The organism is Dactylosporangium sp. CS-047395, from assembly GCF_050942185.1.
Classification (GTDB): domain Bacteria; phylum Actinomycetota; class Actinomycetes; order Mycobacteriales; family Micromonosporaceae; genus Dactylosporangium.
The window spans coordinates 7,113,345-7,129,459 of record NZ_CP192015.1 but is presented as its reverse complement, the minus strand read 5'-3'; the positions used below and the strand labels follow the sequence as shown (position 1 = coordinate 7,129,459).

General features: G+C 71.9%; 14 protein-coding genes and 1 pseudogene. 9 read left to right on the top strand and 6 right to left on the bottom strand.

Going from position 1 to position 16,115, the window contains the following annotated elements; genetic code table 11:
* Nucleotides 1-200 precede the first annotated feature (200 nt).
* The 4 genes from ACQP00_RS33620 (at nt 201) to ACQP00_RS33605 (ending at nt 7,662) form a co-directional block, all read left to right on the top strand.
* Nucleotides 201-2,288, top strand: a complete 2,088-nt coding sequence (locus tag ACQP00_RS33620) for a sigma-70 family RNA polymerase sigma factor (protein WP_433203144.1) — start codon at nt 201-203, stop codon at nt 2,286-2,288.
* 112 nt (nt 2,289-2,400) lie between these two features.
* A complete protein-coding gene (locus tag ACQP00_RS33615) occupies nt 2,401-3,894 on the top strand; it encodes a pectinesterase family protein (protein WP_433203141.1) in 1,494 nt (497 codons plus the stop codon).
* The gene (locus ACQP00_RS33610; protein WP_433203138.1) at nt 3,891-5,333 is read left to right on the top strand and encodes an RICIN domain-containing protein; all 1,443 of its coding nucleotides are present in this window, start codon (nt 3,891-3,893) and stop codon (nt 5,331-5,333) included. The genes ACQP00_RS33615 and ACQP00_RS33610 overlap by 4 nt, the downstream gene beginning before the upstream one ends.
* Nucleotide 5,334: 1 nt before the next feature.
* Complete coding sequence (locus ACQP00_RS33605; protein ID WP_433203135.1) at nt 5,335-7,662, top strand: RICIN domain-containing protein; 2,328 nt, start codon at nt 5,335-5,337, stop codon at nt 7,660-7,662.
* 1 nt (nt 7,663) lies between these two features.
* Here the strand turns inward: ACQP00_RS33605 and ACQP00_RS33600 are convergent, their stop codons facing one another.
* Complete coding sequence (locus tag ACQP00_RS33600) at nt 7,664-8,329, bottom strand: LysR substrate-binding domain-containing protein (protein ID WP_433203132.1); 666 nt, start codon at nt 8,327-8,329, stop codon at nt 7,664-7,666.
* Nucleotides 8,330-8,353: 24 nt separating this feature from the next.
* Between ACQP00_RS33600 and ACQP00_RS33595 the strand changes: the two genes are divergently transcribed.
* Nucleotides 8,354-8,719, top strand: a complete 366-nt coding sequence (locus ACQP00_RS33595; RefSeq protein ID WP_433203129.1) for a DUF5997 family protein — start codon at nt 8,354-8,356, stop codon at nt 8,717-8,719.
* Between the two features lie 28 nt (nt 8,720-8,747).
* Here ACQP00_RS33595 and ACQP00_RS33590 read toward each other — a convergent pair whose 3' ends face one another.
* Both ACQP00_RS33590 and ACQP00_RS33585 read right to left on the bottom strand, forming a co-directional pair.
* Complete coding sequence (locus ACQP00_RS33590) at nt 8,748-9,218, bottom strand: hypothetical protein (protein ID WP_433203126.1); 471 nt, start codon at nt 9,216-9,218, stop codon at nt 8,748-8,750.
* A 15-nt stretch (nt 9,219-9,233) separates the two neighbouring features.
* Nucleotides 9,234-9,557, bottom strand: a complete 324-nt coding sequence (locus ACQP00_RS33585; protein WP_433043606.1) for a hypothetical protein — start codon at nt 9,555-9,557, stop codon at nt 9,234-9,236.
* A gap of 94 nt (nt 9,558-9,651) precedes the next feature.
* On the opposite strand from ACQP00_RS33585, the gene ACQP00_RS33580 reads away from it, so the two are divergent.
* Together ACQP00_RS33580 and ACQP00_RS33575 are read left to right on the top strand one after the other, a co-directional pair.
* Nucleotides 9,652-10,299: a class I SAM-dependent methyltransferase gene (locus ACQP00_RS33580; RefSeq protein WP_433203123.1), complete on the top strand. Its 648-nt coding sequence runs from the start codon at nt 9,652-9,654 to the stop codon at nt 10,297-10,299.
* 28 nt (nt 10,300-10,327) lie between these two features.
* Nucleotides 10,328-11,269 carry a helix-turn-helix transcriptional regulator gene (locus tag ACQP00_RS33575; protein ID WP_433203120.1) on the top strand — a complete coding sequence of 314 codons (942 nt, stop codon included), beginning with the start codon at nt 10,328-10,330 and terminating at the stop codon, nt 11,267-11,269.
* On the opposite strand, the gene ACQP00_RS33570 is transcribed toward ACQP00_RS33575, so the two are convergent.
* Nucleotides 11,266-12,411 carry an iron-containing alcohol dehydrogenase gene (locus tag ACQP00_RS33570; RefSeq protein WP_433203117.1) on the bottom strand — a complete coding sequence of 382 codons (1,146 nt, stop codon included), beginning with the start codon at nt 12,409-12,411 and terminating at the stop codon, nt 11,266-11,268. The two genes, ACQP00_RS33575 and ACQP00_RS33570, sit on opposite strands and share 4 nt — an antisense overlap.
* Before the next feature lie 97 nt (nt 12,412-12,508).
* On the opposite strand from ACQP00_RS33570, the gene ACQP00_RS33565 reads away from it, so the two are divergent.
* Nucleotides 12,509-13,705 carry an alpha/beta hydrolase family protein gene (locus ACQP00_RS33565; RefSeq protein WP_433203114.1) on the top strand — a complete coding sequence of 399 codons (1,197 nt, stop codon included), beginning with the start codon at nt 12,509-12,511 and terminating at the stop codon, nt 13,703-13,705.
* Here ACQP00_RS33565 and ACQP00_RS33560 read toward each other — a convergent pair.
* Nucleotides 13,689-14,135, bottom strand: coding sequence for a CGNR zinc finger domain-containing protein (locus ACQP00_RS33560; RefSeq protein ID WP_433224087.1), 447 nt, complete (start codon nt 14,133-14,135; stop codon nt 13,689-13,691). The two genes, ACQP00_RS33565 and ACQP00_RS33560, sit on opposite strands and share 17 nt — an antisense overlap.
* 138 nt (nt 14,136-14,273) lie before the next feature.
* Between ACQP00_RS33560 and ACQP00_RS33555 the strand changes: the two genes are divergently transcribed.
* Nucleotides 14,274-15,398: an EamA family transporter gene (locus tag ACQP00_RS33555; RefSeq protein WP_433203111.1), complete on the top strand. Its 1,125-nt coding sequence runs from the start codon at nt 14,274-14,276 to the stop codon at nt 15,396-15,398.
* Here the strand turns inward: ACQP00_RS33555 and ACQP00_RS33550 are convergent.
* A pseudogene (locus ACQP00_RS33550) lies at nt 15,333-16,055 on the bottom strand (dioxygenase); the annotation flags it as partial. The gene ACQP00_RS33555 and the pseudogene ACQP00_RS33550 sit on opposite strands and share 66 nt — an antisense overlap.
* Nucleotides 16,056-16,115 lie beyond the last annotated feature (60 nt).

Genomic DNA, 16,115 nt, shown 5'->3' with positions numbered 1-16,115 from the left:
CGCTATGTAGTCGACGGCGGACCCCGCACTGTGTAGATGCCGGTGGGATGAGAGCGATAACATCTTTTCGGCCATTCGTTGGAACCGATGTGACGGCGCCTTTACAGGCCTGGTTGGGTGTGCCAACATACGGCTCGGCCAGGGGTGCCGGGCGGCCGCCAAACGTCCGGCGCCGGGGTCGCGGGTCGGAGGGATCAGCGGTGACGCAGGGTGAGACCGTGCCGGTCAGGGACACGACCTCGCTCGTCGTGGCCGCGCAGCGCGGGGACGAGGGCGCGCTCGAGGAGCTCGTGGCCGCGCACCTGCCGCTCGTCGCCAACGTCATCGGGCGGGCCCTGCACCGGCACGCCGACGCCGACGATCTCGTCCAGGAGACGATGATCCAGGTCGTGCGGGGGTTGCCGGGGCTGCGGGAGCCGGCCCGGTTCCGGTCCTGGGTGGTGGCGATCGCGTACCGGCAGATCCAGATGCACCGCCGCGGCGCGAACCGGCGGCATCCGCCGGCTCGGGAGGTACCGGAGGAGCTTCCTGATCCGGGCGGCGAGTTCGAGGAGCGCAGCCTCACCGGCCTGATGCTGACCGGGCAGCGGCGGGAGCTGGCCGAGGCGACCCGCTGGCTGGACGACGCCGACCGGCACCTGCTGGCGCTCTGGTGGCAGGAGGCGACGGGGGAGCTGACCCGGGCCGAACTGGCGGCCGCGCTCAAGCTCAAGCCGACCCACGCCGCGGTGCGGATCCAGCGCATGCGGGCCCAGCTCGACTCGGCCCGCGGGCTCGTCCGCGCCCTGCACGCCGTGCCCCGCTGCCCCGGGCTGGGCGAGGTGGTCAAGGCGTGGGACGGCACCGCCGACGCGCTGTGGCGCAAGCGGATCACCCGGCACGTGCGGGCCTGCGGGCGCTGCTCGGCGCTCGCCGGCGACCTGCTCGCCCCGGAGAAGCTGCTGCCGGGCATCGCCGCGCTGCCGGTCTTCGGCCATTTCAAGCTCGGGACGTTGCAGCACTTCGTGCAGACCAAGGCGGCCGCCGTCGCCGCGGTCGTGGTGGTGGCCGGCGGGGGGCTCGCGTTCGCGGTGTACGAGACGCCCCTGCCCGGCGAGCACCGCCCGTCCGACATCGCCGCGTCCGCGCAACCCGGGGGAGCGGTCGCACCCGAGCCGCCCGCCGGCTCCACCCCGCCGGCCGCGGCCGTGCCCGCGCCGACGGTCGTGCGGGCCGAGTACTTCGTCGCCCCCGACGGCGACGACGCCGGCGACGGCAGCCTGGAGCACCCGTTCGCCACGCTGAACAAGGCGGCCGCGGTGGTGCGGCCGGGCCAGACGATCGCGCTGCGCGGGGGCACCTACCGGCCGACCGCGCCGATCGTGCTGGACACCGACGGCGATGCCGGGCACCGCATCACCCTCGGCTCGTACCGCGACGAGCACCCGATCATCGACGCCGCCCGTATCCCGGCGGACAAGTGGGCGATCACGCAGCACGGCAGCTACTGGACCGTGCAGGGGCTCGAGGTCAGGAACTCGGCCAGCCACGCGTACGTGTGCCTGTCGTGCGCGCAGAACGTCTTCCAGCGCCTGTCGCTGCACGACAACGTCGAGTCCGGGCTCACCCTGCGCGGCGCGGGCACCACCGGCAACCAGGTCCTCGACAGCGACTTCTGGGCCAACCACAACCCGGCCGACCAGGGCCAGACCGGGATCGGCCTGGGCATCAAGTTCGGCTCCGGCGACGGCAACGTCGTGCGCGGCTGCCGCGCGTTCGGCAACGCCGACGACGGCTTCGACTTCGGCGAGTTCGCCAGCCCGATCGACATCCAGCACAACTGGGCCTTCGGCAACGGCGTCAACCGCTGGAACGTGCCCGGCTGGCGCAGCAACGGCAACGGCTTCACGTTCGGCGGCGGCAGCCCGGTCGTCGCGGCGAGCCACAGCGTGCGGCACAACGCGGCCTGGGCGAACGTGCACGACGGGTTCGCCGACGGCGGCAACCCGGCCGAGCTGCGGCTGTCGAACAACACCGCCTACCGCAACGGGGCCACCGGCTTCGGGGTGCCGGCCGGCCCGGCGACGCTGCGCGCGAACGTGGCCATCGGCAACGACGACCCGGTCAGCATGGGCGCGGACGGGCACACCAGCCGCAACACGTGGGACGAGGGCAGCTGGACCGCGGCGATGTTCCGCTCCACCGACGCGGCCGTGGCCGAGGGCGCCCGCCGCGCGGACGGCACCCTGCCGGCCACCGACTTCCTGACCACCGGCAACGGCATGGGCGCCTCGATGTCCGAGTCGTGAAACTTTCGCCGGTACCGCAGCACATCCAACAAATGTCCCGAGTTCTCGTTATCGGCCGGGCGGCCCCGTCATCTACGGGTGCGTCAGCCTCAGTCCCGAGAAGAGGACCGCCATGCCTCCACCCCCGGTCGCCGGTGCCCGCCGGCGCATCCGACCCCGCATCCTGGTCGCGGCCGCCGTCACGGCCGTGGTGCCCGCCACCGTCCTGGCCGTGACCGTCTGGCCGTCGGAGGCGGCCACGGCCCCGGTCGGCGGCGGGGTGTACACCCTCGCCTCCGGCGCGTCCGGCAAGTGCGTCGACGTCGTGGGCGCCTCGCTGGACAACAGCGCGCCGCTCGTCCAGGTCGCGTGCAACGCGTCCGCGCGCGATCAGCAGTGGACGGCGGTCGCCCGCGGCTCCCAGTTCAACCTGGCCAACGTGAACAGCGGCCGGTGCATCGACGTGCCGTCCGCGTCCACCACGTCGGGGACGCAGTTGCAGCAGTACGGCTGCGGCGATGGCACGAAGACGAACCAGTTGTGGACGTTCACCGCGTCGACCGCCGCGTCCGGGAAGTACCTCGTGAAGTCGGTGGCGACCGGCCTGTGCGTGAGCGACAAGGACGGGTCGACGGCGGGCAACAATCCGATCGTCGAGGAGAGGTGCTCGGACATCGCGCGGATGCAGTGGTCGTTCAACTATGTGAGCGGTGCGACCTCCGGCCCGACCACCGGCACCGGGACGAAGCCGACGGTGGCCGCCGACGGGTCGGGCACCTACCGGACCGTGCAGGCCGCGATCGACGCCGTCCCCGCCAACAACACCAGCCGACGGACCATCACCATCAAGGCCGGCACGTACCGCGAGATCGTCACCATCCCGGCCAACAAGCCCTTCATCACCCTGCAGGGGCTCGGGTCCGGCCCGTCGAACACGGTCATCGTCAACAACCACAACGCCGGCACGTACGGCACGTCGGGCAGCGCCACGCTCTTCGTCAACGGCCACGACTTCATCGCGACCAACCTGACGATGTCCAACGACTTCGACGAGAACTCGTCGGACACCGGTGACCAGGCGCTCGCGCTGAACTTGAGCGCGGACCGCTCGCAGCTGCTCAACGTGCGGCTGCTCGGCGACCAGGACACGTTCTACCTGGCCGACTCCGCGCGCACGCTGATCAGGAACTCGTACGTCGAGGGGACCGTCGACTTCATCTTCGGCGGCGGCACGGCGGTGTTCCAGGGCTGCTCGATCTACGAGAAGCGCTCCACCGGCGGCCCGATCACCGCCGCCAGCACGCCGAACACCAAGATGTACGGCCTGCTGTTCTACCAGTCGACGATCACCGGCGCGGCGAACAACGTGACCCAGCTCGGCCGGCCGTGGCGGGCCGACGCGCAGGTGCTGTATCGGGAGTCGAACCTGAGCGCCACGATCAGGACCAGCCAGCCGTGGACGGACATGAGCACCAACTCGTGGAAGAACGCGCGGTTCCTGGAGTACCGCAACACCGGCGCCGGAGCCGGCACGAACAGCAACCGGCCGCAGCTCAGCGACGCGCAGGCGGCCAGCTACACCCCGCAGAAGTACCTGGCCGGCACGGACGGATGGAACCCGCTGTGAACATTCGACGGAAGTTCGCTCTCGCCGCGGCCGCCGCGGTGGTACCCGTGACCGTGCTGACGGTCGCGGTCTGGCCCTCGCAGGCCGCGACGGCCCCGGTCGGCGGCGGGGTGTACACCCTGGCGTCCGGCGCCTCGGGCAAGTGCATCGACGTGACCGGTGCGTCCCTGGACAACAGCGCGCCGCTCGTGCAGGTCGCGTGCAACACGGCGGCGCGGGACCAGCAGTGGACGGCGGTCGCGCGCGGCTCGCAGTTCAACCTGGCCAACGTGAACAGTGGCCGGTGCATCGACGTGCCGTCGTCCTCGACCACCTCGGGGACCCAGTTGCAGCAGTACGGCTGCGGTGATGGCACGAAGGCGAACCAGCTGTGGACGTTCACGGCTTCCTCCGCCGCGTCCGGGAAGTACCTCGTGAAGTCGGTCGCCACCGGCCTGTGCGTGAGCGACAAGGACGGCTCGACCGCCGGGAACAACCCGATCGTCGAGGAGACCTGCTCGGACGTCGCCCGGATGCAATGGTCGTTCAACGCCGTGTCGGGCTCCGGCACCAGGACCTGGTCGAACACCGCCGACGGGTTCGCGCAGGGCACGACCGGCGGCGCCGGTGGGACGACGGTGACCGTCACGACGTACGCGGACCTGCTCAAGTACGCGACCAGCAGCTCGGCTTACGTGGTGCGGGTGAACGCGACGATCACCGTGCCGACGTACGGGTACGAGATCCCGGTGACGTCGAACAAGACCATCATCGGCGTCGGCAAGAACGGCCGGATCAAGGGCGGCGGGTTCTTCCTCGGCGCCGGCGTGCGCAACGTCATCATCCGGAACCTGACCATCGGCGACACCGCGGTGGCCTCCGACGACCCGGACGACAAGGACTTCGACTACGACGGCATCCAGATGGACACCGCCGACCACGTGTGGATCGACCACAACACGTTCACGAACATCAACGACGGGTACATCGACTCGCGCAAGGACACCAGCAACGTCACGGTGTCGTGGAACGTGCTCGGCAACCACAACAAGACGTTCGGCATCGGCTGGACCGAGAACGTCACCGCCCGGATGACCATCCACCACAACTGGTTCCACGACACGAACCAGCGCAACCCGAGCGCCGACAACCTCGCCTACGCCCACCTGTACAACAACTACCTGCAGAACGTGACCAGCTACGGCAACTACGCGCGCGGCTCGACGAAGATGGTGCTGGAGAACAGCTACTTCGACCACGTCAACAACCCGTACTACCCGGACAGCACCGCGCAGCTCAAGCAGTCCGGCTCGATCGTGGTGAACAGCAGCGGGAAGCAGCAGACGTCCGGTTCGGCGTTCGACCCGCGCTCGTTCTACTCCTACACGCTCGACCCGGCGGCCGACGTGCCGAACCTGGTCAAGACGTACTCCGGTCCCCAGTCGAACATCGGAGCCTGACGTGAACCGGTGGAGAGTGGCCGGGATCGCCGCCGCGGTGGCCGTCCCGGGTGTCGTGCTCGCCGTGACCGTCTGGCCGTCGGAGGCGGCCACGGCCCCGGTCGGCGGCGGGGTGTACACCCTCGCCTCCGGCGCCAGCGGCAAGTGCGTCGACGTCGTGGGTGCGTCACTGGACAACAGTGCGCTGCTGGTGCAGGTCGCGTGCAATACGGCGGCGAAGGACCAGCAGTGGACGGCGGTCGCGCGCGGTTCCCAGTACAACCTGGCGAATGGCAACAGCGGACGGTGCATCGACGTCCCCAGTTCGACGACCACGTCCGGGACGCAGTTGCAGCAGTACGGCTGCGGTGATGGCACGAAGACGAACCAGTTGTGGACGTTCACGGCGTCGAGTGCCGCGTCCGGGAAGTATCTGGTGAAGTCGGTGGCGACGGGGTTGTGCGTCAGTGACAAGGACGGGTCGACGGCCGGGAACAACCCGATCGTCGAGGAGACCTGTTCCGACATCGCGCGGATGCAGTGGTCGTTCAACTACGTGAGCGGTCCGACGTCCGGGCCGACCACGCCGTCCGGCACCGGCCGGCAGGCCGAGAAGCTCAACCGTGGCCTCATGAGTGTCCGGTCGGGCAGCGGCAACTACGTGTCCTGGCGGCTGCTGGGCACCGACCCGGCCGGGGTGGCGTTCAACCTGTACCGGGGCGGCACGAAAGTGAACAGCAGCCCGATCACCGGCTCGACCAACTACTACGACTCCGGCGCGGCCGCCGGCGCCGGCTACACCGTCCGGCCCGTGGTGAACGGGGCCGAGCAGGGCGACTCCGAGGCGGCGTTCCAGGTCGGCAGCGGCGGGTACTTCGACATTCCGATCGGCGCGCCCGCCGGCGGCACCACCCCCGACGGGGTCGCCTACACGTACACGGCCAACGACGCGTCCGTCGGCGACCTCGACGGCGACGGGCAGTACGAGGTCGTGCTCAAATGGGACCCGACGAACTCGAAGGACAACTCGCAGTCGGGCTACACGGGCAACGTCTACGTCGACGCCTACCGGCTCAACGGGACCCGGTTGTGGCGCATCGACCTCGGCCGCAACATCCGGGCCGGGGCGCACTACACGCAGTTCCAGGTGTACGACTACGACGGCGACGGCAAGGCCGAGGTCGCGATGAAGACCGCCGACGGTACCAAGGACGGCACCGGTGTTGTCATCGGCAGCTCCTCGGCGGACTATCGCAACTCGTCCGGCTACGTGCTGTCCGGGCCGGAGTTCCTGACCATGTTCAACGGGCAGACCGGCAAGGCCATGGCCACCGTGAACTACGACGTGCCGCGGGGCACGGTCTCCAGCTGGGGCGACTCGTACGGCAACCGCGTCGATCGCTTCCTGGCCGGCACCGCCTACCTGGACGGGCAGCGACCCAGCCTGATCGAGTCGCGCGGGTACTACACCCGCACCGTCGTCACCGCCTGGGACTGGCGAAACGGGGCCCTGACCGAGCGGTGGAAGTTCGACTCCAACAGCGCCGGCAGCCAGTACACCGGGCAGGGCAACCACCAGCTCGCCATCGCCGACCTCGACCAGGACGGCAAGGACGAGATCGCGTTCGGGGCGATGGCGATCAACGACAACGGCACCGTCCTGTGGAACACCGGCCAGGGCCACGGCGACGCCTACGACGTCGGCGACCTCGACCCGTCCCGCGCGGGCCAGGAGGTGTTCAAGGTCGATGAGGACACCTCGAAGAAGGCCGGCTGGATGGCCGACGGCCGCACCGGTGCGCTGCTGTGGTCGTGGCCGACGTGCGGCTGCGACAACGGCCGCGGCCGCTCCGACGACGTGTACGCCGGCAGCCCCGGCGCCGAGTCGTGGAGCACCGGCACGTCCGGGCTCTTCAACACCAAGGGCGCGCAGATCAGCACCCGCCGCCCGGCCGCGGTCAACTTCGTCGTCTGGTGGGACGCCGACCCGGTCCGCGAGCTGCTCGACGCGACGCACATCGACAAGTACGGCACCGGCGGCGACACCCGCCTGCTCACGGCGAGCGGTGTGCACTCGAACAACAGCACCAAGTCCACCCCGTCGCTGACCGCCGACCTGTTCGGCGACTGGCGCGAGGAGGTCATCTGGCCCACGTCGGACGACAAGGCCCTGCGGGTCTACGTCAGCACCGCGGTCACCGACCGGCGGCTCGTCACGCTGATGCACGACATCCAGTACCGCGAGGGCGTGGCCTGGCAGAACACGGCGTACAACCAGCCGCCGCACCCGAGCTTCTTCCTCGGTGACGGCATGGCCACGCCACCCGCACCCAAGATCTACACTCCGTGAATCACCGCCGGCGGGCAGGCTTGCTGGCCCTCGTCCTGCCCGCCGGCGCCTTCTTCGGCTCTTGCTTCGGTTCCCGCTTCGGTTCCTGGCCGCGCGTGCTGTTCGCGGTCCGCCCGCGCACGATGCCGATCATCTCCTCGACCAGCTCGGAGTGCCCGTCGACCGGCCAGGCCAGGGCCACCTGCGAGCCGGGAGCATCAACCACCGGCTTGTACTTCACGTCGCGCCGGTGGTACAGCCGGGCCAGGGACTGCGGGGCGACGAGCAGCCCGACCTCGGCCGCCACCCATTCGACGGCCTGTTCGGTGGTCTCGGGCCGGTCGCCGCTCGCCGGGGTGTCCCAGGCGAGCACGTCGTCGAGCGGGCGCAGCAGCGGCTCGCCCAGATCCAGCAGTTCGGCCATCGTGAGCTCGTCCGCGGCGTGCAGGGCGTGGTCGCGGTGGGCGAGGACGACGGACTGCTCGGAGTACAACGGGATGGCGTGGTTCTTGTCCTTGTCGACCGGCAGCCGCAGCAGCGCCGCGTCCCCGGTCTCGCCGAGTTGCCCCGCCGCCTCGGCCGCCGTGACCTGGACGAGTTCGAGGGGGACGGCCGGGCGCCGTTCGGCCCAGATGTGCCGCCAGCGGTCGATCACGATGCCGGGCACGACGAGCAGGCGGAAGGTCACGGGCGTCCACGGTACCCTTGCCCGGTGAGTCAGGCGAAGAAGACCCAGCTGATGAAGTCCGCGACGGCCGCGCAGAAGCTCGACGTGTTCCTGCCGGCGACCCCGCGGGAGTTCCAGGAGCGGCTGGTGTCCCGCGACGAGCTCGACGAGTTGCAGCGCAACCCGCCGCAGTGGCTGGTCGACCTGCGCCGCGACGGCCCGCACCCGCGCAACGTGGTCGCCGCGCGGCTGCGGGTGTCCAACAGCGGCCTGGCCCGCGGCGGCGTGACCGAGGCCCTGACCACGGCCCAGATCGCCGAGCTCAACGCCGACCCGCCGGAGTGGCTGCTCCGCGAGCGCGAGTCGTTCGCCGAGGTCCGGCGCGAGCAGCGGCGCCTCGCCGACCGCTGAGCAGGGCTACTCACGTGAGTAGGGCTGCTCACGCCTCCATCGCGGCGTTGAAGTCCGAGGTCGCGCCGGCCTTGCGCAGGGTGTGGATGCCGTCGTCGCGCAGCAGGCGCAGGCCGTCCTCGGCGCGGGCGTTCTGCAGCGCCCAGTGGATCGCGAAGCCGAGCACCGGCAGCAGGGCGACGCCGAGCAGCGTGAGCGCCACCGCCTGGGCCGGGGTCCGCGCGGCCAGCGCCGGCAGGAACAGCACCGGGATGAGCGCGACCGGTCCGGCGGCCGCGATCTGCCAGCCCAGCCGGCGCCGGCGCAGGCCGTCCGGTCCGGCGATGGCGAAGCGCACCGGCCGGCCGCACTCCGGGCACGTCATGGTGGCCACGGTGCGGCCCGCCGGCGGTCGTTCGGCCGGGATCGGATGCAGGGCGTAGGTGTTCCAGGAACCGCCGGTGGTCTCCCCGGACCCGGTTCGATGGGCGAGCTGCCGCAGGGGCGCATCTATCGCCATCGAACTACGATACGGTCAGCAGCCCGGATAGAACATGGACAGCACGGACAGTAATGCGAGCACGGCCCATCCCGCGCGCAGCCCGGCCCAGTAGGCCGGCGGCGGTTTGACCAGGTAGGACACCCCGAACGCGAGCCCGAGCAGGACGAGCTGCGCGATGCCGTAGGTCAGGATGAGCGCCGTGAGCAGCTCGAACCGGCCGCTGGGGTCCAGCGACGACCCGCAGCCGAGGCCGTCGCCTTTCGCGCGCAGCACGACGAACGCGGCGGCGTCGGCGATGAGATTCCCGACGATGGCGACCGCGACGCCGAGCCCGGACTGGAGGATGCGAGGCGACATCGCGCCCGATCTTAGGGGATGATCGTGCGCGCACGCGTCCGCAGGTCTCCGGCGCGCTTGCCCTTGAAGCAAGACGTACGTACGGTTTGCAAACATGGAGACGGATCGGCGGGCGGTGGCCCGCGCTCTGGCCGGCGACGGTACGACGACGGCCTGGTTCGAGGAGCTGTACGCCCAGGCGGAGTCGGGGCGGGCGACCGTGCCGTGGGCCGACCTGGAACCCAACCCGCTGCTGACCGCCTGGACCGGGCGCGCGCGGCCGGCCGGCCCGGGCCGTGCGGTGGTCGTGGGCTGCGGTTACGGCGACGATGCCGAGCACGTCGCGGGGCTCGGCTTCACCGTCACCGCCTTCGACATCGCGCCGACCGCGATCGAGCGGGCCCGGCGGCGTTTCCCGGACTCGCCGGTCAGCTACGTGGCGGCGGACCTGCTGGACCTGCCGCCGGACTGGGCGGGCGGGTTCGATCTCGTCATCGAGGTGTACACCGTGCAGGTCCTCCAAGGCCCCGCCCGCGCGACGGCGATCGCGCGGGTCGCCTCGCTCGTCGCCCCGGGCGGCACCCTGCTGGTCCTGGCCCGCGCCCGCGCGGACGGCGACGACCCGGGCCGCATGCCGTGGCCCCTGGACCGCGCGGAGATCGAGGCGTTCGCGGCCGGGCCGTTGCGCGTCGTCACGGCGGACGTCGTGCTCGACGGCGAGCGGCCGCCGGTGCCACGCTGGGTGGCCGAGTTCGCGGGCTGACCTGGGTTTCCTGCTTGAATGGGCAGTTGTGACCCGACCCACCGCGCGCGTGCTCGCCCTGCTCGAGGTCCTCCAGCGCGGCGGCACCCGCACCGCCGCCGACCTCGCCGGGCTGCTCGGCGTGGACGAGCGCACGATTCGCCGGTACGTCGAGCACCTCGTCGACCTCGAAGTGCCCGTCCGCACGGTGCGTGGCCGGCACGGGGGCTTCCGCCTCGCGCCCGGCTATCGGATGCCGCCGCTGATGCTGACCGACGAGGAGGCCCTGTCCGTGCTGCTCGGCCTGGTGGCGAGCCGCCGGGCGGGGCTGAGCGCCGCCCCGGTCGCGGCCACCGAGAGCGCCGCCGCCAAGGTGCGGCGCGTGCTCCCACGCCCGGTCGGCGAGCGCCTGGACGCCCTGCTGTCCACGCTGGACTTCACCGCGCCGCCCCGGGCCGCGGCCACCCCGGAGACCGGCGTCCTGCTGACCCTGGCCGAGGCCGCCCGCGACCGGCACCCCGTGGAGCTCACCTACGCCGGCCGCCCGACCGCCCGGACCGTGCACCCGTACGGCATCGTCGCGCACGCCGGCCGCTGGTACCTCACCGCCGCCGACGCCACCCACGGCGAGGCGCGCACGTTCCGCCTCGACCGGATCCGCTCGGTGCGCGCGGTGCCGGGAACGTTCGCGGCCCCGGACGGCTTCGACCCGGCGGCGGAGGTGCTGTCCGGGATCGCGCACGCCCCGTACCGGCACGCCGTCTCGGTCGTCTTCGCGGCCACGGCGGAGGAGGTGCGCCGCCGCCTGCGCGTCGCCATCGTCGAGGAGCTCCCGGACGGGCGCGTCCGCGCCACGTTCCGCGCGGCGTCGCTCGACTGGGTGGCGGGCGCCCTCGCCGCCGTGAACCGCCCGTTCACCATCGAGTCGCCGGACGAGCTGCGCGCCGAGGTGCGCGCGCTCGCCGCCCGGCTCAACGACTACAGCCTTTAGAGGGCGGCGGCGAACACCTCGCGGAGTTGTTCCTCGTTCAGCGGTACCGGATTGCCGCGCATGCTGCTCGCGCCGGCCGCCTTGGCGACCACCTCGTCCGCGTGGGCGACCGACAGCCCGAAAGCGCCGAGACCGCGCACGCCGAGCTGCGCGACCGTCTCGTGCAGCCACGCCACGAGGTCCGCAACCGATGCGTTCGCGCGGCCGGTGAGCGACCGCGCGGCCGAGGCGTAGCGTTCGAGGACCGCGTCATCGGCCGCCGCGCGGAGGTTCATCTCCACGACCGGAACGAGCAGCGCCGCGCACGCCTCGCCGTGCGGGACGTCCACCATGCCGCCCACCACGCCGGCGAAACCGTGCACCGCGCCCAGTTTCGCGTTCGCCAGCGCCATCCCGCCGAGCAGGCCGCACAGCGCCAGGTCCGTGCGCGCATCGACATTTCCACCGTCCGCGTACGCCGCGCGCAGCGAACGCCCCGCCCGTTGCAGTCCCTCGCGGGCGAGCGCGTCGGTCAGCGGGTTCGCGAAGGACGACACGAGCGGCTCCAGGCACTGCGTCAACGCGTCCAGCCCGCTCGCCGCGGTGACCGCCGGCGGGCAGCCCAGCGTCAGCAACGGATCCACCAGCGCCACCGACGGCAGCAGCGACGGCCCGCGCAGGCTCGCCTTCACACCGGCCGACGCGACGGCCAGCACCGCGTTCGCGGTCACCTCGGCACCGGTCCCGGCCGTCGTCGGCACGGCCACGAACGGTGCGCTCGGCCGCGCGAACGGCCGGCCCCGCCCCACGACCTCCAGATGGTCGAGCGGGTCGGTGCCGTTGCCGAGCAGCGCCGCCACGGCCTTGCCGAGATCGAGCACGCTCCCGCCGCCGATGGCCACCACCACGTCCGCGCGATGCGCCCGCGCCGCGGCGACCGCGAGCCGTGCCGTCTCCACGGACGGTTCGCCCGGCACCGGATGCACGAGCCGCGGAGCCGGCAGCCGATCGAGCAACTGGGCGTGCCGGGCGGGGTTTTTCCCGGTACACACGAAGGGACGAGCGCCCAGGGCACCCACCACGTCCGGCAGCTCGGCCGCGCGGCCCGCCCCGAACAGCACGCGCGTGGCGGTGGCGAACCCGAACGGGGGAACCGGCGACATGCCCACCATCGTGCAACATCGGTAGGGCTCACCCCACCACGGGGACTGCGGGTCGCAGGATCGAAGGAAGTCACTGCCAACCAATAGCTTCATGGGCATGCGAATGCTGAAGCACACAGTGGTTCTCGGGCTCGTGGCGGCGACCACCGCGGTCGCCGTCGGGCAGCCGGCACAGGGCGGGGACGACGGGCGCGGACAGATCGTGGCGGTGCAGCCGCTGCGCTCACTGGACGCCGCCGCGGTGCGTGCCACGCTCACGGGGGCGCAGTTCGCGCCGGGCGAGGTCCGGTTCGGGGTGGACACCTTCCAGGTGGTGTACCGCACCGTCGACGCGAACCGGAAACGCACGATCGCCAGCGGCCTGGTGGCCCTGCCGCGCAACGACGAGCGGCAGTTGCGCGTGGTCTCGTACGCGCACGGCACCGAACTGAACCGCACGGACGCCCCGTCCATGTGGCGCGACGAATGGGCCGTCGCACCCGCGCTCGCCTACGCCTCGGCCGGGTTCGCCGCCGTGGCGCCCGACTACCTGGGCATGGGCCTCGGCCCCGGCCCGCACCCCTACCTCGACGTGACCACCGAGGCCACGGCCTCCCTCGACCTCCTGCGCGCCGCGCGCACGTTCGCGCAGGAGCGATCCAAGACGCTCAAGCGGGAGGTGTACGTCACGGGCTTCTCCCAGGGCGCCAGCGCCGCGACCGCGCTGGGCGGAGCCCTCGAACACGGCGCCGACGACTGGTTCCGCCTCGGCGCCCTCGCCCCGATCTCGGGCGCGTTCGACTTCCGCGGCCACGAGCTGCCGGCCCTGCTCGGCGGCACCGTCCCGCCCCCGTACAACGTCGGCTACCTCGGCTACCTGGTGGTCGCCTGGAACCGGCTGCACGGGCTGTACCAGCGGCCGGAGGAGTTCTTCGCCGCGCCGTACGCCGGCAGGGTCGAGACCCTCTACGACGGCGTCCACGGCGGCGAGGACCTGGCGGCGACCCTGCCCGCCTCGCCGCAGGAGCTGTTCACCGCGCACGGCCTCGACGTCCTGCGGCACCCGACCGGCCCGTTCGCGCAGGCCCTGGCCGAGCACGACGGGTCCTGCGACGGCCTGCGCGCGCCGGTCAAACTGTTCGTGGACCGGGCCGACGAGCAGGTCCCGGCCGCGAGCAGCGACTTCTGCGCCACCCGCGCCCGCAACGCCACGGTCGCCGACCTCGGCACCCACCCGTGGGAGGAGTCGCCGCACCTGGGCACCAACGTGACCGGCACGGCGGCCGCGCTCTCCTGGTTCAGGACGCTCCGCTAGCCTTGCGGGCCCGGTAGGCGGCCACGTTCTGCCGGTTGCCGCACCCCGATTCGCAGAACCGGCGGGACCGGTTCTTCGAGAGATCCACCAGTACGTCGGAGCAGTCCGGCGCCGCGCACACGCGCAGCCGGTCGAGCCCCTGGAGCCGGATCACGTCGACCATCGCCATCGCGAACTCGACCATGAGCCGGACGTCCAGGGGCTCTTCCGCGTCCGTGGCGTGCAGGTGGTACTCCCACTCGTCGTGCCGTACCAGCTGCGGCAGGGCCCTTCCCTCGCGCAGCATCGCGTTGACGAGGTCGACGGCCTCGTCCTCGCTCGCGCCCCACAGCGCCCGCAGCCGGGGCCGCAGCGCCCGCACGGCGTCGAGCTCGGCCCGGTCGTGGCGGCGCGACCCGGTGTAGCGCTCGCGCTCGACGAACGCGTCCAGCGCGGCGACGTCGGGCAGCAGCTCGCCGTCGTCGGCGGAGTCGGTGTTGACGAGCGCGGCGGTCGCGATGAGCGTCGCCTCGGTGTCATGAGCAAAAATCTTCTTGACTCCTTACGATCGTCAATCTAGGTTGATGACATGAGCATAACGCGGTTTGCCCATGACGGTCGCGGTGCGGCCGGGCTCGGCCTGGCGGTGCTGGGCTCGGCCATGTTCGGCACGTCGGGCACGTTCGCCGACGCGCTGATGGCCACCGGCTGGACGCCGGGCGCCCTGGTCACGTTCCGGATCGCGATCGCCGCGGTCGTGCTCACCCCGTTCGCGCTGTGGTCGCTGCGGGGGCGCTTCGGGCTGCTGCGGGCGGCGCTGGGGGAGGTGCTCGCCTTCGGGCTGGTCGCCGTGGCCGGGTGCCAGCTGTTCTTCTTCAACGCCGTCCAACGGCTGGACGTGGGCGTCGCGCTGCTTTTGGAGTACGGCGGAATCCTTCTGGTCGTTGCCTGGGTCTGGCTCCGGCACGGGCAGCGACCCCGGCGGCTCACGGTCCTCGGCGGCATCGCCGCCCTGGGCGGCCTCGTGCTGGTCCTCAACCCGGCGGGCGGCGGCCTCGACCCGCTCGGCGTGATGTGGGGTTTCCTGGCCGGCACCGGTCTGGCCGTGTACTTCGTGATGGCCTCCAGCAGCACGAGCGTCCTCCCGCCGATCGTGCTGGCGTGGGCGGGGATGATCGTCGGAGCGCTCGGGCTGGCGGCCTTCGACGTGACCGGCCTGCTGCCCTGGCACACGTCGACGGCCGACGTGACGCTGCTGGACCGCTCGATGCCGTGGTTCGTGCCGATCGCCGGGCTGGCCGTCATCGCCGCGGCCCTGGCCTACGCGACCAGCATCGCCGCGACCCGGCTGCTGGGAGCCAAGGTGTCGTCGTTCGTGGGGCTGCTCGAGGTGCTCTTCGCGGTGCTGTTCGCGTGGCTCGGGCTGGGCCAGCGCCCCGGCGCCTGGCAGCTGGCCGGCGGCCTCGTGGTGCTGGTCGGCATCGCCCTGGTCCGCGCCGACGAGTCACGCACTCCCGGCGGGGCGGACCACGACGGGGAAGTCGACCCGGCGGAAGGGGTTCGCCATGCCGTACTGCCCGGCGAGGGCGGCGTCGTCGACCGTCTCGAAGACCCGCACGAGGCTCTCCTTGACCCCGAACACGGCGTCGGAGTCGAGGTAGGGCGAGCCGTCGACGAACAGATGCGTGGTGAGGGTGCGCACGCCGGGCGCTGAGACCTCGACGTGGATGTGGGCCGCGCGGTACGGGTGCCGCGCGGTCGCCCCCAGCAGGGTGCCCACCGGCCCGTCGGTCGGGATCGGATAAAAACGCGGAACGATCGTGCGGAACCAGAACCGCCCGTCGCCGTCCGCGGTGAAAAGGCCCCGGAGATTCTGCTGCGGTACCGTCTCCGGCCGCTGCACGTCGTAGAAGCCGTCCGCGTCCGCCTGCCACACGTCGATGCGCGCCCCGCCCACCGGCCGCCCGGCGGTGTCCACCACACTCCCGGTGACCAGGCACGGCTCCCCGTCGTCGACGACGGCGATCGACTCCCCGAGCCCCCGCGGCGGCGAGGCGACCAGGTGGAACGGACCCTCCACGGTGGACTCGGTGCTCCCGCCGATCGACCGGTTGTTGAGCGTCTCGACGAGCATCGACACCCCGAGCACGTCGGACAGCAGGATGAACTCCTGCCGGGTGGCGTCGCAGTGCTGCCCGGTCGCGGTGAGGAACCGGATGCCGGCCGCCCACTCCTCCCCGGTCAGCCCGACGTCCTTGACGAACGCGTGCGCGTGCCGGACCAGGGCCGTGAGGATCTCGCGCAGCCGCGGGTCGGGCGTCGCGGCAAAGCTCGCGACGACGGCGTCGGCCGAATGTTCCTCGTCGAACATGGCGGAAGCCTACTCCCGCCCGGCTTACCGCGGCCGTCCCTGACTTGGCTCCGGCGGTCA

What these genes read in the sequence shown, in the direction of transcription:
- ACQP00_RS33615 (WP_433203141.1), top strand. Translation starts at nt 2,401, where the DNA reads ATGCCTCCACCCCCGGTCGCCGGTGCCCGCCGGCGCATCCGACCCCGC.
- ACQP00_RS33590 (WP_433203126.1), bottom strand. Translation starts at nt 9,218, where the DNA reads ATGGCGATAGATGCGCCCCTGCGGCAGCTCGCCCATCGAACCGGGTCC.
- ACQP00_RS33585 (WP_433043606.1), bottom strand. Translation starts at nt 9,557, where the DNA reads ATGTCGCCTCGCATCCTCCAGTCCGGGCTCGGCGTCGCGGTCGCCATC.
- ACQP00_RS33580 (WP_433203123.1), top strand. Translation starts at nt 9,652, where the DNA reads ATGGAGACGGATCGGCGGGCGGTGGCCCGCGCTCTGGCCGGCGACGGT.
- ACQP00_RS33570 (WP_433203117.1), bottom strand. Translation starts at nt 12,411, where the DNA reads ATGTCGCCGGTTCCCCCGTTCGGGTTCGCCACCGCCACGCGCGTGCTG.
- ACQP00_RS33565 (WP_433203114.1), top strand. Translation starts at nt 12,509, where the DNA reads ATGCGAATGCTGAAGCACACAGTGGTTCTCGGGCTCGTGGCGGCGACC.
- ACQP00_RS33555 (WP_433203111.1), top strand. Translation starts at nt 14,274, where the DNA reads ATGAGCATAACGCGGTTTGCCCATGACGGTCGCGGTGCGGCCGGGCTC.